Origin of the sequence: Kribbella sp. NPDC056951, assembly GCF_042674205.1 — a bacterium.
Taxonomy (GTDB): domain Bacteria; phylum Actinomycetota; class Actinomycetes; order Propionibacteriales; family Kribbellaceae; genus Kribbella; species Kribbella yunnanensis.
The window spans coordinates 1,284,029-1,302,129 of record NZ_JBHUQZ010000001.1 but is presented as its reverse complement, the minus strand read 5'-3'; the positions used below and the strand labels follow the sequence as shown (position 1 = coordinate 1,302,129).

Genomic DNA, 18,101 nt, shown 5'->3' with positions numbered 1-18,101 from the left:
TCAGAGAGCGGTGGCCTTGGCGTTGCGCTCGAACTTGGACCAGATCGCCGAGGTGCAGTTCGTGCACGAGGGGCCGAAGAACTCACCGCGGGCCTGCTCGTCGCCGAGCAGCCAGTACCGGAACCAGGCGGTGATCGCGCCCCGGAACTGCCCACCGTCGGGGCTCACCACGAAGTGGTCGGCGCCCTTCAGTTCGGCGTAGATCGCGGGCACGTGACTGCTCTGCGCGTACCGGTCGTGCACCACTGACGGCCACACGACGATGTCCGCCGAACCTGCGAAGTACAGGGCCGGACCGTGCAGCTTCGCCGGGTCGTTGAACGGACCGCCCTCGAGCGGCGCCACCGTGTCCACCCGCGGATCCGCCCCCGCGCCGACGGCTGCGCCACCACCTAGTGAGTGACCGGTCGCCCCGACATGCGCCAGATCGACCTTGCCCGCGAACACGCTCCCCGCCGTACCGTTCTGGGTGGTGAGGTAGTCGAGCCCAGCCAGCAGCGGCGCCGCAGAGCTGGACCGCCCCTCGCCCGCCGCCACGATGAACCCGTGTGAGGCGAAGTGCTCCAACAACGGCTGGTACGTCGAAACTGTCGCGGCCGCGCCGTTGCTCCACAGGATCACGGGGTGCTTGGCGCATCCAAGCGTCCCGAGCTGAGCCGGCCGAATGATCGTCGTGCCCTGCCCGTTCGAGGCCGACGTCACGGCGAACGGACCGGGGCCGGCCCAGTTCTTGTTGACCGACGGGCAACCGGCCGCCTGGGCGACCGGTGTCAGGTTGACGACCAAACCGGCGGCTACGAGGACTGTCGCGAGCAGACGTTTCACTGCGTCTCCTTCGAGGCGTAATTCGAGGCATAAAGAGTGTTCAGGGAGTGGGCGTACTTGTCCCGCACCACGGATCGCTTGAGCTTCAGCGTAGGCGTCAGCTCGCCGGAATCCGTGCCCCAAAGGGCATCAAGCAGAGTCCAGCGTTTCACCTGTTCGACCCGCGACAACCGCTCGTTGCCACTGCGAACCGCCCGCTCGATCTCGGCCCGTACGGCGGGATGCGTGGCGGCGTCGGTCGGACTGGTCACCTCGATGTTGCGTGCCGTGCACCACTGCCGCCAGCCGGAATCGAGAGTGATCAGGGCCACCAGATAAGGCCGGTTGTCGCCGTGGACGTAGACGGAACCGATCAGGTCTGAGGCCGAGGAGAGGGCCTGTTCGACGTTGGCCGCGGAGATGTTCTTGCCGGCCGCGTTGATGATGAGTTCCTTCTTGCGGCCGACGATCGAAAGGTAGCCATCGGCATCGATCCGGCCGAGATCGCCGGTGTGCAACCAGCCGTCGACGAAGGTGTCGGCGGTCGCGTCCGGGCGGTTCAGGTAGCCGGGCGAGATGATCCGGCCGCGGGCCAGGAGTTCGCCGTCGTCGGCGAGGCGTAGTTCGACCCCGGGCAGTGCGCGGCCGACCGTGCCGAGCCGTGGTTGGCTGAGGGAGTTGAGCGTGAGGACCGCGGAGGTTTCGGTCATTCCGTAGGCCTCGACGATCGTCACGCCGATGCCGCGGAAGAAGATCAGCACCTCTTGCGCGATCGGCGCAGCGCCGCTGACGGCGACCATCATCTCGCTCAGTCCTAACGCGAGGCGGATGCGCCGGTAGACGAGCCGCTCGAAAATCGCGTGCTGCAACCGCAGGCCAGCGCCCGTGCCGGCACCCGGTCCTGCGCCCGTTCCGAATCGGGCCGCGCCCACCTGCCGCGCGACGACGATCGCGCGTCGGAGCAGCGCACGGCGTACTGGGGATTGTTCGGTGACGGTTCGTTCGGTGACGGCACCTAGCAGCTTCTCCCAGACGCGCGGTACTGCCAGGAACACGTGCGGCTGGATGTCGGGCAGGGTGTTGGCGAGCGCGTGCAGGTCGCGGACATACGTGACCGTCGAGACGAGCGCCGTACCGAGGTAGTGGGTGATCATCCGCTCGGCCAGGTGGGCGAGCGGTAGGTACGAGACCTGGGTTCGGCCTGGTTCGGGGAGCTCACCGAGGTCCTCGGCCACGCGGGTGAGGATGCCGGATAGCACCGTGCAGATGCCGGCGTGGGTGACGAGCGTGCCCTTCGGTGGACCCGTCGTACCGGAGGTGTAGATGATCGTCGCCGGATCGTCTGGCTGCACCTTGGCCGCCGCCTCCTGGACCTCGGTGATGCGGTCCGGCAGTGACGCTTGCGCGGCTGCGGTGAGGACCTCGAATGACAGAACACCGGCCGGTGTCGGGCCGGGGCCGATCACGACGAGGGTCCGGAGCTCCGGCAAGCCGTCCTGAATCGCCAACCAGGTAGGCAGAAACTCCATGTCGACGATGCACACCTTGCACGCCGAGTCGGCCGCCACGTAGGCGAGCTGCTCGGCGGCAAGCGTGTTGTAGTACGACGAGGGTGTCGCGCCGGCGAGCATGGCGCCGACATCGGCGAGGACGTGTTCGGCCCGGTTCACCAGTTGCAGGCCGACCACGTCACCGGGTTCGATCCCCAGGTCCAGCAGGACGAGGGCGATCGCCTGGGCCTCGCGTTCGTACTCGGCCCAGGTCAGCCGCCAGTCGCCGTCGACGACCGCCGGCACGTCACCGTGCTCGGCCGCGTTCCGGCGTACCAGATCGAGGATCGTGTCGTGCATCAGCAGGAGGTTCTCGCGGGGCGGTTCTGGAAACGGTCGCCCAGCCAGTTGAGCGCATTCGTGCCCCAAAGCGAGACCGTCACGACATGCCCGCCGCCGGGGATCACATGCCACTCGAGAGTCGTCCCGGCTGCGCAGTAGCGGTCCTTCAACTGCTGAGCGCCTTGGTATGGGATGAGCTCGTCGAGTGTGCCGTGGTAGAGGTACACCGGAGCGGACGGCTTGACGTTGCCGAGCAGGTTCTCGTTGAGCCGCTTCTGCCAGCGCGGATCCTTGATCACGTTGGGAACCGTGGTGAAGTCGTTGAGCCTGCGACCCGGCGCCAGCAACGCGATCTCGGCGACACAAGCCTGCTTGATCTTCGCGAACAGCTCCTTGCCCTGCGCGGTCAGCACCTCGTCGAGCGGAACCTCCGGGTACGCCGTCGCCAGTCCCGCAGCGGCAGCGGCCACCAGGCCGAATCCGATACCGCCGTCGTTGCTTGCGGCAACCAGTGCGAGGTCGGCGGGCACCCCTCCGGTCGCCGTACCCACAACTTTGAGATCCGGCGCGTACGACGCCGCCTGCTCGGCCGCCGCGGCTGCCGCCTGACCACCTTGGGAGTAGCCGAAGACGCCGATCGGCGCGGTCGGATCCAACCCAGCGGCCGGGAGATGAGTCGCCGCGCGGGCGACATCGAGGAGCGCACGACCCTCCGACTTGGCAGTCGCGTAGGTGTGCGTTCCCGGCGTACCGAGTCCTTCGTAGTCGGTCAGCGCGACCGCCCAGCCCTTGGTGATCGCCTGCGCGATGAAGGCGACCTCGACCTCGGTACCGGTCCGGATCTGGTACGACGGGGCGCACTGGTCACCGAGTCCTTGCGTGCCCATCGCGTAGGCCACGACCGGGCGTTTCCCCGGGCCCGGCCAAGCGGTGAGCGGCGTGATCACGGTGCCGGAGACGGCATTCGGCGTACCGGTGGCGGAGGTCGAGCGGTAGAGGACCTGATCCGCACGGGTCGGGACGGGGAAGAGTCGGAGGATGTCGACGTACAGGTCGACCTTCCGCGTCTTGAGGACGTCACCGGCCTTTCCGGCAGGCAGGGGCGACGGCGCCGTGTAGAAGGGGTCGTTCTGGGGTGTCGGCGGGCGGGTGTCGGCCGCGGCCGGCGCGACGAACGCGCAGGTCAGGGCGGTGACGGTGAGCCCGGTGACGAGTCTTCGGAGCACGATGGTTACCTCCGGTGGGGCGGATAGTGGTAACGAGGATTACCCGAATATAGGGGCCGGGATAGGCTGTGACAATCCCTCGATCCCTGGAGGTTCTGTGTCTGCAGAGCGCAGCTACGGCGGGGTGCCGTTGACCCAGCGCCGGGAGGATCGCCGAGCCCGACTACTGGCGGCGGGGGTCGAGCTGTTCACGTCGACCGGGTATCAGCAGACCAAGATCACCGATCTGTGCGCGGCGGCCGGGATGTCGAACCGCGGCTTCTACCAGGAGTTCGACACCAAGGAAGCGCTGCTGCTCGAGCTGTACGTCCGGACGAATCAGCTCGCTTTTGACCACGTCAGCCAGACTCTGACCACACTGGAGACCAGCGATCCGGCTGGGCGGATCGACGTACTGATCGACGTCTACCTGGCCGCGGTCACCTCGGATCCACGGCTCGCTCGGTTGAACTACGTTGAGGCCGTCGGCGTCAGTCCTGCAGTCGAGGCGCTGCATGTGGAGTGGGTCGGTCGGTGGAGCGAGCTGATCGAGGGCGAGGCCGACCGGGCTGCGGAGGCCGGGTTCGCGCCGCGTCGGGACTTCCGGCTGACCGCGATCATGATCGTCGGGGCCATCACCGGCCTACTCCGCGAGTGGCAGAACCACGCGGCCCGCTACCCCACCACCGAGATCGCCGCCGAGGCCAAGGCCCTGATCTTGGCCTCGATCACGCGTCGGGTTTGACTTTGAACGTGGCGGCGAAGAGGTAGGGCAGGGTGTAGACGCTGCCGAGTACGACGGGCAGCGCGAGCAGCCGCCGTACACCCCGTTCCCGGTACGCGATCCAGGCCATGATCAGCAACAGATGCAGGCCGAAGTCACCGTTGATCTGCGCCCGCCACGGGTGGGAGAAGTCGGTGATGAACACGCTGCCGGCCGACAGTCCTTGCGTGCTGATCGCATGCACAGTGACGGCCATAATCGTGAGCCAGGCAAGGACAAGTGCAGTCCTGACGACCAGGATCGCCCTCATGAGGCGAACTCGACGATCCGGCGGGACAACTCGTGCGGTTGATCCTCGGGGATGAACGACCAGGAGTCTTCGACGGTCACGATCGTTGCATTGGGCAACGTCGCGGCCAAGCGATCGAAGAGATGTGGTTTGAAGATGCGGTCGTCGGCGGCGCGGACCAGGAGCACCGGCTTGGTGAAGTCGGCCAGCTTGGTGGCTGCGGCCAGGGTGTATTTGTTGTCGACGGCACCGATGAAGCGGGTGGCGTCCCGACGGATCTCAGCGCTGTCACGCATCGGCTGCACGTACGATTTGAGTATGTCGGCGGGGATTCCACGCTTGGCTAACCACCCGAAGGCGTTCGGCTGCTGTTGAACGGCTGGGAGCTGGAGGAGGTAGCTGGCGAGCCAGATCGCGCCCGGGATGCGCGCCAGGTTCGGCATCCGGTCGAAGGGCTTCGGGAAGAACTCCTCGAACGCGTCACACGGGGTGAGCACCACTCGCCCGATGCGCTCGGGATGGTTGACCATCAGGATCTGTGTGAGCGCGCCGCCGGTGTCATTCGCGACGATGGTGACGTCGGTCAGCTCGAGTGCTTCGAGGAACTCGGCGATCAGCCTGGCGACACCCGGCGGAGTGAGATCGGCATCAGCGGACATCGGAGTTTTGTGCGCGCCGAGCGGCCAATCCGGAGCTATACAACGAAACCCGGCCGCTGCCACCTCGGGCAGGACCTTTCGCCACAGCGCACCGTTGACCAGCAGCCCATGGACGAAGACGACCGCCGGCCCGGTTCCTTGTTCGACGTAGCTGATCTCGCCACTCGACAACGTCGCCGTGCTCATACGTGCCGCCAACTCTCGACGCCTAGCGACAGCGCCTCCATCGCAACCTGCCGACCAGTCTGTACGGCGGCGCGCAGCGGCTGCGGTCGGCGCTCGGTTCGGCCGATGCTCAGACTGTCAGCGGGCGGGCGGATCTGGATCGTCGCCGGATGCTCGGCCAGCAAGGCCTCTTCCTCGGCCCGGATCTCGACGCGGCGCAACCACGGGTCGAGCGCGCCCGGTGCGAATCGGGCGAACCACCGGTTCAGGAACAGGCGCTCCGCACGGGACGGCGCGGACTGTTTCTCGTTCAGCCGCCGGGTGCGCAGGGCGACGACATGGGTCGCGTTCTGGGCGAGCGCCGTACGGATGGGGGTGCCTTCGGTGACGCCGGCGTCGACGTACGCGCGGCCGGCGAGCTCGACCGGCGGTCCGGCCAGGAGTGGCATCGCTGCGGATGCGCGCAGAGCGGTTTGCAGGCTGGCCTGGTCGTGGAGATGCGGATGCAGATCGGTGGACTTGCCGGTCTGCGCGTCCGTGGCGACCGGGTGGAACTCGACCGGGTTGTCGAGGACCTCCTGGAACCCCATCGGCATCACCTCGGTGTAGACGGTGTTGACCAGATAATGCGTGTCGACGACCGGTTGGCGACTCAGCAGTCGGCGCGGGCTGATCGTCGTACCCATGATTGTCCGGTCCCACCAGGCATGTTTGGTGCTGTCGGCGCGACCGCACAGCAGCCAGGCGCCGTTGAGCGAGCCGGCCGAACTGCCGTAGACCGCATCGAACAGCGGCAGCAGGCCGAGCTGCTCGATGGCGACCGTCATCCCGCTGGAGAAGGCGCCGCGGGAGCTCCCGCCCTCGATCAGCAACACCAGCCGGGCATCGTCCGTCCGGCGCCCGGGCAGGCTGCCTTGGTCTCGGCGATCCAGGAGCAGTTGACGCACTGAGTCGTTCACGATTCGAATCGTATCATCGTTCCGTATCAGCGTTACATAACGCCGATCTGCTACCGTCGTCCGGTGCCTCGAGTGAAACAACGGACCGACTCCCTCCAGGAGCGCGGCCTCGCCAGCGCCCTGGCCGTGCTCGACGAGGAGGGCGTCGCCGGCCTGACCACGCGCGCCGTAGCCCGCCGCGCGGAAGCGTCCGTCCCCGCGATCTACGAGGTCTTCGGCGACAAGGCCGGAATCGTCCGCGAGGTCTTCTTCGAGGGCTTCCGAGTCCTCGCCGAACGCCTCGAAGCAGTCCCGGCAACCCCGGATCCGTTGGAAGCTTTGCGCCAGCTCGCCGAAGCCTTCCGCCGCTTCATCCTCGACCACCCGGTCCTCGCCGAGGTCATGTTCGCCCGCCCCTTCGCCGACTTCGACCCCTCCCAAGAGGAGATCCGAGCCGGCCTCCAGGTCCGCAAAATCTTCGTCACCCACGCCCGCAACGCCGTAAACAGCGGCCACCTCACCGGCGACCCCACCGACATCGCCCTAGTCTTCTTCACCATCACCGAAGGCCTGGCCACCGCCGAAAAAGCCCACCGCCTAGGCAACTCCCCCCACTCCACCAACCGCCGCTTCCGCCTAGGCATAAACACCCTGATAACCGGCTTCACCCACCCCACCCCGCCCTAACCCGTGGAGTCGCGCCACCCGGAGCCCATCTCACGGCTCCACCCAAGGCCGGTCGATCAAGGCCCTCACCACGAGCCGGTACGACGTTGTGCACGGATCAACCATGTGCGCGCGCCAAAGGTGGTTGACGGGCACTCAAGGTGCGCCGGTCGGGACGACCTTGAGCACGGTTCAACCGTTTCGGCGGGTCCCGGATGGTTGGTGGGTGCTCAAGGTGATCGCCGACCTGCGATCTCGGGTCCCCGGGGATATCTGGCGCGTTGATCGGAGCATTTTCGGCGCCTGGACCCGAAAATCCTCCGGCTAACGCAAGACCTCGAGCCTCACGCACCTCAGCCACCGCCCGTCAGCCCCAGACAACGCGAGCCGCGGTCGCCGGGCCTCGCCATCTGGCCCAGCCACCCGCTTGGCCAGCCCTCTTGCTTTGTCGGCCGCCTTTGGTGGTCGAGTCCGGGGTACAGGTCCGCAAGGACTCGGCCGGTGACGTTGGCTCTGGCTGATCGCCACTCCCGGCCGACCAAAAAGACAGCGTGGCTAGGCGCCGCGGTGGCTGAGGCGGATGGCGAGGCCCGGCGACCGCAGCTCCCCGTCGCCTGGGGTCGCCGGGCTGTGGTTGCCGTGCGGGAAAGATGTCTGCTGGTGGCTGACCCACCCCCGCACTCCCGAAACACCAACCGCACAACCACTCCTCCCACAACCCGAGCCCCCGCCCCATCACACCCTCTGCCCCATCCCCCGCCCCATCACCCTCGCCCCTCCACCCGTCCAGCCGTCCAGCCTGATGGGTTCCCCCCACGAGCTTGCGGGTTCACCCACCAGGTGGGTTCACCTGCCGACGGACAGGACGTATAGGGGTGTTGGGGTCGCACGGGTGTGGGTGGTGAGCGGGGCGGCGGTGGTTGGTGGGGGTATACGTCCTGTTCGTTGGAGGATGGGTGGGCGTGGGAGCATCGGGCGAGGAGGGGCGATGGAGTGGAGAGATCTGCCGTTGGTTGAGTGCTTGCGCGGGGGTGAGGCGGAGATGCTGCAGTTCGCGGTTGACCGGGCGCGGCGGCAGTTTGCTTGGAAGACGGGTGGGTTGACTGCATCGCAGCTCCGGCAGGAGCATCCGCCGTCGACGATGACCTTGGCTGGTCTTGTGAAGCACATGTCGTTTGTCGAGGCTGGGTTCACGGCTCGGGCGGCTCGGCGGCCGATTGGTACGCCGTGGGATGTTCGGGACTGGGTTGCGAACGATAGGTGGGGCTGGGAATCCGCGGTCAGCGACGAGCCGGAGGAGTTGTACGCACTCTGGTACGGGAGTGTGGAGCGGTCGCGGGCTACCTGGGTTGAGTTGGCTGGTGACCTCGATGTGGAGGTCGACGAGGGGGACCCCGACTGGATTACCAGTCGGCGGCGGATCCTCGTCGACCTGCTGGAGGAATACCTCAAGCACACGGGACATGCCGACGTACTGCGGGAGGCTGTTGACGGTTTGCGGGGGAACGACCCGGACTAGTAGGTCTGGTAGTAGATGAGTTGGCCGGATTCGCCTGCGGCTGCGCCTTCGCTGGGGATGAAGAGGGTGATGACGAAGGCGTTCTGGCCGTTGGGGGCTTTGAGTGCGGTGATGGTCGGGTTGGCGAACGCGGTGCTGCCGCCGTTGGTGCGGATGGTGGTTCGGTCGGCGTTGCCGGTCTGGTAGTCGTAGACGAAGGTGCGCCAGGAACCGAAGTCGCCCTTGGTGTACTGGCCTTCGATCAGACCGAACGTGTAGCCGCGGAAGGTGGTTTGGTCGCGGTCGCCGATGTTGCCGCCGACGCCCCAGTGCAGCAAGGCGTTGTCGAAGTTCGGCTGGGCTGCGGTGGTCCAGGTGTTGAAGTTCTTCAGGGTGCCGCGTTGCTGGCGGTCGCGGTCGCAGTTCCACCAGTAGTGGCCGCCGAGATCGATCGTCGAGTGGTCGATGTCGGGTGACAGCGTGACGCTGTAGATGTTCGGCGTACCCTCTGCGCAGGTCGACAGTCGACGGGGTGCATCGAAGGAGCGATTCACCTTGCCTGCCAGGAGATCCGCGCGATTGGCGAAGTACCGGAAGGCGAGGTGGTTGTTGCCACCGCCTGCCTGTTCCTGCTCCCACGCGAGTACGAAACCGCCGTTCGAGGCCTGCACGATCGTCGGCTGCGAGGCCGGTCCGGTGTTGCTCCCGGCAAGCTCGCGAACCCAGTGCCAGTTGAGCAGATCGGTCGACGTCGCCAGGTTCACCCGGAAGTGCCCGTCGGAGCCCAGGTGATGTGAGACGGCCAGATACCCGCCGGTCGAGTCCTGGATGATCTTCACCGTATCCATCACATGGCCGGCATCATCCTTGGTGTTGTAGCGCTTCCCCGTCGCACCGGAGACGTTCTCGACGATCGCCCGCAACTCGGCCCGGGCCGGATCGGAGGCCGCGGTGGTCGTCGCGGAGGCCGTACCGGCACTCAATGTGGCCAGCGCGGTGACAAGCAGGACAGCAAGAGCTCTGGGCATGGGCGGCACCCTTCGCAGTCAGTTGTTCAAGGCCCTCAGGCTAGCGAGGTCCCGGCCGACCCGCCCAGATCAGCGTGTGCCCACTGTCCCCCTCAGGCACGAACTCCTCGTGATCGATCACCAGGCCTGCATTCTCGATCCAGGTGCGAGTGGTCGCGGTGTCGGCCTGACTCCACCACATGGGTACGTCGCCGCCTAGCCAGTGCTGCTCCGACCCGGTCCACGCGGTCGCCCCGATCGTCGCCACGAAGGTACCGCCGGGACGCAGCCAGGTACCGATCCGCTGCAGGAGCGCTTCCTGCTCGTCCAGCGGGATGTGGATGAGCGCGTAGAACGACAAGATCGCGTCGAAGGAGTCCGCCGGTAGGTCGAGCGCGGTCGCGTCCGCCTGCAGGAAGGTCGCCGCGGGCACCCGCTCGCTCGCCCGGGCGACCTGCACCTCGCTGATGTCGACGCCGGTCACGATATGCCCGGCCTCGGCCAGGACCTTCGCCACCGGTACCCCGGAACCGCACCCGAGGTCGAGAACCTGGGCCCGGTCCGGGAGTTCGGTCAGGAGCAACTGCAGCCAGTCGGCGTACTTCGTCTCGCCGCCGAACGCCTCGTCGTACCGGGACGACAGTTCGTCGTAGCCGCGTCGTACGAGGTCCTTGGCCTCGTCGTTGTCCATATAACTGAGGTTAGGCGGATCTGTGCCACTCACCAACCTCCTTTTGGGGCGCTCCGAGGGCGTGCGCTGAGCGTGAATCGCAGCGGTCGCGCGGAGTTGGTGAGTGGCTGGGGTCCGCTATTGGCGGTCGCGGGCGTGATGGAGGGTTGCGGCGGCGGCTAGGCAGACTGCGGCGGGGACGGTGAGGGCGGCGGCGGGGGTGTGGAGGGTGGCGACGCCGGTGGCGGCGGCGAGGGTGAGGGTTTCGACGGTCATGCGGGTGGTGCTGAAGAGGGCGGCTCCGGCGCCGCCGCGGTGGTAGGGGACGTGTTTGAGGGCTTGGCCGTCGGGGACGCCTTCGGTGAGGCCCAGGCAGATGCCTAGGACCGCGGCGCCGGCGAAGAGGGCGATCGGGGACTTGGTGACCTGGAGAGCGAAGGCGGTTACGGCGCAGATAATGAGTGCGTGGGTTACCAGGGGTGCTGCCCAGCGGCGGGCGATGCGGGCGGCTAGGAGTGGGAGCACGGTCGAGGGGATCGTAAGCAGGCTGAGCAGGAGGCCGACCTTGCCTGCGCCCAGGTGTGCGCCGAGTTGCGGCAGGGCGGTCAGGCCGACGACCAGGATTCCCATGAAGGCACCGGTACCGAGGGCATAGGCCCGGTACGTCGGGATGCGCAGCAGGTCGAGTGGGATCGCGGGATCCGTCGTACGGCGTTCCACCCGGACCAGCAGCGCGGTTCCGCCGGCCGCGGCGAGCAGCAACCCGATGGTCGCCCAGACCGGCAGGGCGAACCCGAAGGCGGTCACCGCGGCCGCGATGGTCAGCCCGAAGATGACCGCACCGGCCAGGTCGAACTCCTTCGGCAGGTTCTTGGTGCGGAGGCTCGGTAGGCCGATGGAGGTCAGGACCGCGATACCCGCGACGGCCGCTGGTACGACGAACACCATCGGCCAGCCGCCGACCGCCATCAGGCCTTGAGCGGCGAAGGGACCGAGCGCGAGACTCGTGCCTAGTACGGCGCCGACGTACCCGTAGACGCGGTGTCGATCCTCTGGCGGGTAGACGGCCAGCACCATCGCCGAACCGCCGGCCGCACACATCGCCGCGCCGACACCCGCCAGCACACGGAGGGCGACCAGGGCGCCGAGGTCTGGTGCGAACGCGGAGAGTATTCCGGCTACCGCGACAACAATGTTGCCTAGAGCAAAGAATTTCGTCCGCGAGGTGCGATCGGCGAGAACGCCGGCCAGCAACAATGCGGCGGCGAACAGACCGTTGTATCCGACAACGATCCACGGGCCGAGGGCATCGGCCCCCGACAGCTCCGCGGTCGCCGCGGGGACGACGGCGGTCGAGCCGGTGATCGCGAGTGGGAAGACCGCAGTGGAGATGAGGTTGGCGACGAGTACGCGCCGACGGTGACGTACAGACAGGTGAAACACGGTATGCGCTCCGGAGTCAGCAGATTCCGAGCGCCACGAGGGCGCTCCTGACGGAAGGCCAGGAGCGACGGCGAGTTCTAGGCGTTATGCGCCGCCGCTCTTAGCGACGGCGCACCGTGTCTGTCTTGGGCACGGGCCGAGGGTAGCAACGGGTGGGATCCCGAGGCACGGGGTTTACCAGAGTGAGCCGGTCGCGTCCCAATGCCCGTGCGGACGCTCATCGGTGAACGGCACCAGCCACTCGACCGGCACCGTCAACGTCTGCACCCGCGGCAGCACGATCGGCGTACCGTCCGCGGTCCGCAGGTTCCCGATGATCTCGTACTCCCCCTCCGGCAACCCGAGCTCCAGGCACTGCTCAGCCGTCAACGCAACCGCTGTAGTAGGACTCAGCACCGACCGAACCCCCTCGGCCGCCGCCCCCTCCACCCCCGTCACCGTCAACGGAAAAGTCGCCCCACGCAACGCCCCGAACGTCAGCCGCTGGTCCCCCTCCAACACATGCGGGACCTCGACCAAATACGTCGTACCGACCTCGACCTCGCCGCTGAGCACCCCACCAGGCTCCGCGTTCCCCACCCCGTTTGTCCAGCAAAAGTTGTTAGCGGCCGGGGAGGCGGGTGGTGATTTCTTGGAGGATCCAGGTGTTGTTGTCGGGGTCGGTGAAGGTGGCTCGGGTGCTGTAGGTGCGGCGTTCTGGGTCCAGGCCGGGGGTGAAGCCTTCGGCGGTGCGGTGGAAGTAGTCGGTGACGGGGGCGCCGGCGGCGACGAGGGACTCGCGGGCGGTGACGATGTCTTCTACGACGAGGTAGGCGGTGGAGGAACCGGGGGCGGCGGGGGTGATGCCGGCGCCGAACTGGACCGAGGTGGCTGAGCCGGGCGGGGTCAGCTGGACCACGCCGGGCGGGGTGACGTCGAGACGCCAGCCGAGGCCGACGTAGAAGTCGCGCGCGGCGTCGACGTCGGTGACCGGGATGATCAGGGCCTCGATGCGTTGTTCAAAAGTGCTCATGACCCCACGATCACGGGTACGGCGGGGTGTTCGCACCAGGGAAAGTCACTGGAGCGCGGTGCGCAGTTGCCTACGGGACTTGATGCCGAGTTTGGCGAAGGTTTTGCGGAGGTGCCACTCGACGGTGCGCGGGCTGATGAAGAGTTGGGCGGCGATTTCGGGGTTGGTGAGACCGTCGCGGGCCAGGGTGGCGATCTGGCTCTCCTGGGCGGTCAGGTCCGTGCGGGTCTCGGGGGTTCGTTTGCGAACCGTCTCGCCGGTCGCCAGGAGTTCGTGGCGAGCCCGATCGGCAAACGCTTGGAGGCCCATCCCGGTCAGCAGGTCATGGGCGGTCCGCAGTTGCTCGCGGGCGTCCACGCGACGACCTTCGCGGCGCAACCACTCGCCGTACAGGAGGCGACCGCGGGCGACCTCGACTCGGACCGGCGTCCGCTCGAGGTATCCGAGCGACTGCAAATACGCGTCCTCGTCGGCGCTGAGCAGCGCCGACGCACGAGCGGCGAGACCGAGACCCCAATCGGTCGCGACCCGGTCGTTGAGCCAGCTCAACGCGGTCTCGACGAGCTTGGTGTCGCCGGTGCGCGACGCGGCCTCGACAAGCTCGCCGGCCGCCAGTACGCCGTACCCGACGACGTCCTGCTCGAATACCTCGAGCGCCGCATCCGCCACCCGACATGTCTGTGCACGCACGGTGAGCGCGTCGAGCAACGCCGACTTGCCGACCCCGACCTCACCTCGGACAACCAGGACGCCACTCCGCCCGGTCCGCGCCGCGTCGACCAGGCCCTGCAGTACGGCGAGTTCACGCTCTCGGCCCCGCAGTTCGTGCTCCGCCACCCGCCCAACTTAGCCGACCGGCAGTGTGGCCGGGACCACGATAGTTGCGTTTTGCCACGAACTCCGGAAGGGTCAAAAGGCAGTCCAGTCCGAATCTAGCGAAAAGTGGAGGCGCGCCGAAGCGAGGCGTGATTCAGCTGTGGCGATCGATTTCGACAGCCAGCAAGCAACTTCTGACCACGCAAACGAGCATCCCGCGCTCGCGGCACCACCACCTCCCGGCAGCCGAAGTTCCGGCTCAGGGCTCGATCGAATTGTGTTCGGCATCACTGCTGTTATCGCATTGGCCTTTGTGGCTTGGGGATTCGCCAATGCAACGAGCCTCGGTACGGCGTCCACTTCGGCGCTGACCTGGGTTGAGACGAACACCGGCTGGCTGTTCGTACTGCTGGCCTCGGGTTTTGTCGTGTACGTGTTGTGGCTGGCCGCGGGCCGGTACGGGCGGATCCCGCTCGGCGCGGACGACGAGGAACCCGAGTTCAAGACCGTGTCCTGGGTGGCGATGATGTTCAGCGCCGGGATGGGGATCGGGCTGATGTTCTACGGCGTGAGCGAACCGCTGTCGCACTTCATGGCACCGCCGCCCGGCACAGTGCAAGGCGGTACGGACGCGGCACTGCAGACGGCGATGGCCACCACACTATTCCACTGGACGTTGCACCCGTGGGCGATCTACGCGGTCGTCGGTATTGCGATTGCCTATGGCACCTTTCGGCGCGGGCGTTCGCAGCTGATCAGCTCGGCCTTCGCGCCACTGCTCGGCAAGCGGACCGAAGGACCGATCGGCAAGGTGATCGACAGTCTGGCGATCTTCGCGACACTGTTCGGATCGGCGGCATCACTTGGGCTCGGTGCGCTGCAGATCGGGTCCGGCGTGCGGATCCTCGGCTGGCTCGACAAGACCGGAAACGCCGTACTGGTCGGAGTGATCGCCGTACTGACTGCTGCGTTTGTGGCGTCGGCAGTGTCGGGTGTTGCCAAGGGCATCCAATGGCTGTCGAACATCAACATGGTCCTCGCGGTGGTGCTCGCGGCCTTCGTGTTCGTGGTTGGGCCGACCGTGCTGATCCTCAACCTGGTGCCGACCGCGATCGGTGACTACCTGCGGGACATCGCCGACATGGCCGCCCGGACCGAGGCCAGTGGCGGCGACTCGATGGCGACCTGGCTGTCCAGCTGGACGGTCTTCTACTGGGCGTGGTGGATCTCGTGGACGCCGTTCGTCGGCATGTTCATCGCGCGGATCAGCCGTGGTCGAACGATTCGGCAGTTCGTCACCGGCGTACTGCTGGTGCCGTCGCTGGTCAGCCTGGTCTGGTTCTGCGTGTTCGGCGGTGCCGCGATCGACACCCAGCGGCACGGCGTCGACATCGCCGGCCAGTCCACCACGGAGGGGCAGCTCTTCGGTCTCCTCGAGCACTTCCCGCTCGCGTCGCTGACCACGATCCTGGTCGTCGTACTGGTCGCGATCTTCTTCGTCTCCGGCGCGGACGCGGCCTCCATCGTGATGGGCACGCTGTCGTCGCGGGGAGCGCTCACGCCGCGCAAGTCGGTCGTCGTGTTCTGGGGTGTGCTCACCGGTGCGGTCGCCGCGGTGATGCTCCTGGTCGGCGGTGGTGGCGCGAAAGCCTTGCAGGGCTTGCAGAATCTCACCATCGTTGCCGCGCTCCCCTTCGCCATCGTCATGGTCGGCCTGGCCGTTGCCCTCGCCAAGGACCTGCGCACCGACCCGCTGATGCTGCGCAAGGCCATGGGCACCGAGGCCATGGAAGCAGCCGTCATCGAAGGCGTCACCGCGCATGGCGACGACTTCTCACTGGTTGTCTGCGGCAACGGTGAGGACTCGCAGTCAGTCGGTAGGGCCACGCCATCCGACGATGCGAAGTGAGTACGTCGCGTAAGTGGTCTTGAGGTCCTCGATCGTGCGATCGGGGCCCATCCAGGTCTGGACCTCGGCGGCGAAACCGGCCGTCGGGTCCGTGGTGTGACCCTGCGGCCGGTACCAGACCGCTAGCCGGATGCCGAAGCCGGCGATGGCGGCGATCGCGGTCCAGGGGTCCGCACAGTCGAACGCGCCGAGGTCGTTGCCGCGGTCGATGACCGCCCGCATCAGGTCGATCGCCTCCTTGCGACTGGCGGCGACGCGGTGCAGCGCGGACTCGGTGAGACTGGCGAAATCGTTGTGGGCGATTGTCGCGAACAGCGGGTACGTCGTGTGGAACTCGACGTTCGCATGTGTCAGCGCGGCCAACTGCGCCGCGGGATCCGGCCCGGCCTCCAGCAGCCCGGCGCGCATCCGGTCTCGGATCTCCTCGTTGGCGAGGAACACCAGCTCACTGAACAGCTCGGCCTTCGACGCGTACTTCGCGTAGAGCGAGCTCGGCTGCACGCCGAGATGCGCGGTCAGGTCGCGAACCGAGACGCCGTGATACCCCCGCGCGGCGAACAGTTCGACCGCCGCCGCCAGCAGCCGGCCCTTGGCGCCGTCCGCCGCAAGCTGAGGCGGCAGCAGCGCGGGCACATCTGAGGACATCTCACCTTCCTTAGAACGATCGATCCATAAGTTATCAGAATTTGCGCTTGACACCAGCTTCGTGGATGCTCAGAGTAATGTAACAAGCGTTCCACTGGAGGGGTTGGATGCGCACAACAGCAGGGATCTGGTGGGAGAGCACCGGCGCAGGTGAGCCGGTGCTCCTGATCAATGGATTGGGGACAGCATCAACGTCATGGTTCCGCTTGCTCCCGGGCCTTCGCGGCTACCGGGTGATCACGTTCGACAACCGCGGTGTGGGGCGTACCGGGTCCTCCCCGGAACCGTTCGACCTCGCCACGATGGCGACCGACGCAGTCGCCGTCCTCGATGCAGCCGACGTCGACCGGGCACACATCCTCGGCCTTAGCATGGGCGGCCTAATCGCCCAGGAACTGGCGCTCAGCCACCCCGGCCGCGCCAGTTCCCTGATCCTGGTCAGCACCCACTCCGGCGTACCGCACCTGACCGTCGCGGCCTCCGCCGTAGCCACCACCCTCAAACAGATCGCCGGCCTCCCACCCGCCGAACGCAGCCAGGCCCTGGCCCCGATCCTCTACGTAGACCAGACGCCGGCCGCCGAACGAGCCCGCGACGACGAGATCGGCGACACCATCCCCACCACCCCCGAAGGCATGCGCAGCCAACTCCTGGCCGCCACCCCCTGGGACCGCCACACCGACCTACACCAGCTAACGGTCCCCACCCTCGTCCTCCACGGCCGAGAAGACCGCCTGGTCCCCCTGTCAGCCGGCGAAACCCTGGCCGCCGCAATCCCCAACGCCGACCTGGTGATCATCCCCAACGCCGGCCACCGAATCTTCACCGACCAAACCACCCCCTCAACCCAAGCCATCACCACCTTCCTCCACCAAGTCACCCAGACCCGATCCCCCCAACGACAGGACGTATAGCTGTGCTGGGCGGCTCCGCCACGCCCACCACCGCCTGCCGGGCAGGGCGACACGCATATACGTCCTGTCCATCGGAAGATCCAACCGGCCCGGCGTCCATCGTGGGCGGTCGCGGTCGGGAAGGACATGTGGTGGTCGGGTCCGGCGAGCTCGGTCACGCGTGCGGGCTGGCGCGGGATCGCGTTCGGCAGGACTACTACGTGTCCTTGGCGACGAGACGAGGGGCGCAGGGTGCGGGTGGTTGGCGGTCAGACCCACTTGCCGAGGTGAGTGGATGGGTGGACCGCGGTCAACCGGTGACGCTCCCCTCGACCACGGTTGCTCGTCGAATGCCTTGGGCGGAACCGCATGAGGCGGTTGCGCCGGAGGCGCCTCAAGGCTGTCGCAGCCGGAGGCGGTGTCCTTCTCGCCAGGTATCCCACCAATCCCCGAACGACAGGACGTATAACCCCACTGCCCGCCCCCTTCCCGCTCACCACCCTCGGCCGACTGCGGCGGACACGCATATACGTCCTGTCCATCGGAGGATCCAACCGACCCGCGGCGTCCGTCGCGGTCGGGAAGGACACGTGGTGGTCGGGTCCGACGGCCTCGGTCACGCGTGCGGGCTGGCGCGGGATCGCGTTCGGCGGGACTACTACATGTCCTTGGCGACGAGACGTACTGGCGACCACCTGACCGCAGCCGGCCGCCAGCACGTCCGCGACCGAGGTTGACGCCAACACTTCCCATCACCACAGTTCCTCGCCGAATGCGTTGGACGGAACCGCATGGGGCGGTTGCGCCGGAGGCGCCAAAGGGCTGTCGCCGCCGGAGGCGGTGTCCTTTCTCGCCAGGTATCCCACCGATCCCCCGAACGACAGGACGTATAACCCACCAACCACCCCGCCCCGCTCACCACCGCC

19 protein-coding genes are annotated in these 18,101 nt (G+C 67.2%); 6 read left to right on the top strand and 13 right to left on the bottom strand.

The annotated features are described in order from the left end of the window. From ACFTSF_RS06125 to ACFTSF_RS06115, 3 genes are read right to left on the bottom strand one after another with little or no spacing between them, the layout of a single operon-like run. Window positions 1-825 carry a hypothetical protein gene (locus ACFTSF_RS06125; RefSeq protein WP_380152741.1) on the bottom strand — a complete coding sequence of 275 codons (825 nt, stop codon included), beginning with the start codon at window positions 823-825 and terminating at the stop codon, window positions 1-3. After that, window positions 822-2,654: an AMP-dependent synthetase/ligase gene (locus ACFTSF_RS06120; protein ID WP_380152740.1), complete on the bottom strand. Its 1,833-nt coding sequence runs from the start codon at window positions 2,652-2,654 to the stop codon at window positions 822-824. The genes ACFTSF_RS06125 and ACFTSF_RS06120 overlap by 4 nt, the downstream gene beginning before the upstream one ends. Then, window positions 2,654-3,862 carry an alpha/beta fold hydrolase gene (locus ACFTSF_RS06115; protein WP_380152739.1) on the bottom strand — a complete coding sequence of 403 codons (1,209 nt, stop codon included), beginning with the start codon at window positions 3,860-3,862 and terminating at the stop codon, window positions 2,654-2,656. Before ACFTSF_RS06115 ends, ACFTSF_RS06120 begins: the two co-directional genes overlap by 1 nt. Window positions 3,863-3,959: 97 nt before the next feature. Here ACFTSF_RS06115 and ACFTSF_RS06110 point away from each other — a divergent pair, with 97 nt between their 5' ends. Continuing rightward, window positions 3,960-4,586, top strand: a complete 627-nt coding sequence (locus ACFTSF_RS06110) for a TetR/AcrR family transcriptional regulator (RefSeq protein WP_380152738.1) — start codon at window positions 3,960-3,962, stop codon at window positions 4,584-4,586. Here ACFTSF_RS06110 and ACFTSF_RS06105 read toward each other — a convergent pair. The 3 genes from ACFTSF_RS06105 to ACFTSF_RS06095 are packed head-to-tail and all read right to left on the bottom strand — an operon-like array spanning window position 4,570 to window position 6,637. Further along, entirely contained in the window at window positions 4,570-4,875 is a 306-nt protein-coding gene (locus tag ACFTSF_RS06105) for a hypothetical protein (protein ID WP_380152737.1), read from the bottom strand. The genes ACFTSF_RS06110 and ACFTSF_RS06105 overlap by 17 nt on opposite strands. Beyond that, on the bottom strand, window positions 4,872-5,699 hold the full coding sequence (locus tag ACFTSF_RS06100) for an alpha/beta fold hydrolase (RefSeq protein ID WP_380152736.1): 828 nt from the start codon (window positions 5,697-5,699) through the stop codon (window positions 4,872-4,874). The genes ACFTSF_RS06105 and ACFTSF_RS06100 overlap by 4 nt, the downstream gene beginning before the upstream one ends. Beyond that, the gene (locus tag ACFTSF_RS06095) at window positions 5,696-6,637 is read right to left on the bottom strand and encodes a patatin family protein (protein WP_380152735.1); all 942 of its coding nucleotides are present in this window, start codon (window positions 6,635-6,637) and stop codon (window positions 5,696-5,698) included. Before ACFTSF_RS06095 ends, ACFTSF_RS06100 begins: the two co-directional genes overlap by 4 nt. 63 nt (window positions 6,638-6,700) lie before the next feature. Between ACFTSF_RS06095 and ACFTSF_RS06090 the strand changes: the two genes are divergently transcribed. Together ACFTSF_RS06090 and ACFTSF_RS06085 are read left to right on the top strand one after the other, a co-directional pair. After that, a complete protein-coding gene (locus tag ACFTSF_RS06090; protein WP_380152734.1) occupies window positions 6,701-7,303 on the top strand; it encodes a TetR/AcrR family transcriptional regulator in 603 nt (200 codons plus the stop codon). Window positions 7,304-8,270: 967 nt separating this feature from the next. Continuing rightward, window positions 8,271-8,801: a DUF664 domain-containing protein gene (locus ACFTSF_RS06085; protein WP_380152733.1), complete on the top strand. Its 531-nt coding sequence runs from the start codon at window positions 8,271-8,273 to the stop codon at window positions 8,799-8,801. Here the strand turns inward: ACFTSF_RS06085 and ACFTSF_RS06080 are convergent. The 6 genes from ACFTSF_RS06080 to ACFTSF_RS06055 all read right to left on the bottom strand — a co-directional run bounded on the left by ACFTSF_RS06080 (window position 8,798) and on the right by ACFTSF_RS06055 (window position 13,749). Beyond that, window positions 8,798-9,808 carry a hypothetical protein gene (locus tag ACFTSF_RS06080; protein WP_380152732.1) on the bottom strand — a complete coding sequence of 337 codons (1,011 nt, stop codon included), beginning with the start codon at window positions 9,806-9,808 and terminating at the stop codon, window positions 8,798-8,800. The two genes, ACFTSF_RS06085 and ACFTSF_RS06080, sit on opposite strands and share 4 nt — an antisense overlap. A 40-nt stretch (window positions 9,809-9,848) precedes the next feature. Further along, the gene (locus tag ACFTSF_RS06075) at window positions 9,849-10,478 is read right to left on the bottom strand and encodes a class I SAM-dependent methyltransferase (protein WP_380152731.1); all 630 of its coding nucleotides are present in this window, start codon (window positions 10,476-10,478) and stop codon (window positions 9,849-9,851) included. 117 nt (window positions 10,479-10,595) lie between these two features. Continuing rightward, window positions 10,596-11,900, bottom strand: coding sequence for an MFS transporter (locus ACFTSF_RS06070; RefSeq protein WP_380152730.1), 1,305 nt, complete (start codon window positions 11,898-11,900; stop codon window positions 10,596-10,598). Window positions 11,901-12,074: 174 nt separating this feature from the next. Beyond that, entirely contained in the window at window positions 12,075-12,479 is a 405-nt protein-coding gene (locus tag ACFTSF_RS06065; RefSeq protein WP_380152729.1) for a hypothetical protein, read from the bottom strand. A 22-nt stretch (window positions 12,480-12,501) separates the two neighbouring features. Next, entirely contained in the window at window positions 12,502-12,912 is a 411-nt protein-coding gene (locus tag ACFTSF_RS06060; RefSeq protein ID WP_380152728.1) for a VOC family protein, read from the bottom strand. 45 nt (window positions 12,913-12,957) lie between these two features. Continuing rightward, window positions 12,958-13,749 (bottom strand): LuxR C-terminal-related transcriptional regulator, encoded by a 792-nt coding sequence (locus ACFTSF_RS06055; RefSeq protein ID WP_380152727.1) that lies wholly within the window; start codon window positions 13,747-13,749, stop codon window positions 12,958-12,960. A 256-nt stretch (window positions 13,750-14,005) separates the two neighbouring features. Between ACFTSF_RS06055 and ACFTSF_RS06050 the strand changes: the two genes are divergently transcribed. Further along, the gene (locus ACFTSF_RS06050) at window positions 14,006-15,637 is read left to right on the top strand and encodes a BCCT family transporter (RefSeq protein ID WP_380152726.1); all 1,632 of its coding nucleotides are present in this window, start codon (window positions 14,006-14,008) and stop codon (window positions 15,635-15,637) included. Here the strand turns inward: ACFTSF_RS06050 and ACFTSF_RS06045 are convergent. Then, window positions 15,599-16,282, bottom strand: coding sequence for a TetR/AcrR family transcriptional regulator (locus tag ACFTSF_RS06045; RefSeq protein WP_344159874.1), 684 nt, complete (start codon window positions 16,280-16,282; stop codon window positions 15,599-15,601). The genes ACFTSF_RS06050 and ACFTSF_RS06045 overlap by 39 nt on opposite strands. Before the next feature lie 107 nt (window positions 16,283-16,389). On the opposite strand from ACFTSF_RS06045, the gene ACFTSF_RS06040 reads away from it, so the two are divergent. Continuing rightward, entirely contained in the window at window positions 16,390-17,196 is an 807-nt protein-coding gene (locus tag ACFTSF_RS06040) for an alpha/beta fold hydrolase (RefSeq protein ID WP_380152725.1), read from the top strand. 572 nt (window positions 17,197-17,768) lie between these two features. Then, on the top strand, window positions 17,769-17,912 hold the full coding sequence (locus ACFTSF_RS06035; RefSeq protein ID WP_380152724.1) for a hypothetical protein: 144 nt from the start codon (window positions 17,769-17,771) through the stop codon (window positions 17,910-17,912). Window positions 17,913-18,101 lie beyond the last annotated feature (189 nt).

Excerpts from the sequence above, each read along its gene's own strand:
- ACFTSF_RS06120 (WP_380152740.1), bottom strand. The coding sequence starts at position 2,654 with ATGCACGACACGATCCTCGATCTGGTACGCCGGAACGCGGCCGAGCAC.
- ACFTSF_RS06105 (WP_380152737.1), bottom strand. The coding sequence starts at position 4,875 with ATGAGGGCGATCCTGGTCGTCAGGACTGCACTTGTCCTTGCCTGGCTC.
- ACFTSF_RS06100 (WP_380152736.1), bottom strand. The coding sequence starts at position 5,699 with ATGAGCACGGCGACGTTGTCGAGTGGCGAGATCAGCTACGTCGAACAA.
- ACFTSF_RS06085 (WP_380152733.1), top strand. The coding sequence starts at position 8,271 with ATGGAGTGGAGAGATCTGCCGTTGGTTGAGTGCTTGCGCGGGGGTGAG.
- ACFTSF_RS06080 (WP_380152732.1), bottom strand. The coding sequence starts at position 9,808 with ATGCCCAGAGCTCTTGCTGTCCTGCTTGTCACCGCGCTGGCCACATTG.
- ACFTSF_RS06075 (WP_380152731.1), bottom strand. The coding sequence starts at position 10,478 with ATGGACAACGACGAGGCCAAGGACCTCGTACGACGCGGCTACGACGAA.
- ACFTSF_RS06060 (WP_380152728.1), bottom strand. The coding sequence starts at position 12,912 with ATGAGCACTTTTGAACAACGCATCGAGGCCCTGATCATCCCGGTCACC.
- ACFTSF_RS06045 (WP_344159874.1), bottom strand. The coding sequence starts at position 16,282 with ATGTCCTCAGATGTGCCCGCGCTGCTGCCGCCTCAGCTTGCGGCGGAC.
- ACFTSF_RS06040 (WP_380152725.1), top strand. The coding sequence starts at position 16,390 with ATGCGCACAACAGCAGGGATCTGGTGGGAGAGCACCGGCGCAGGTGAG.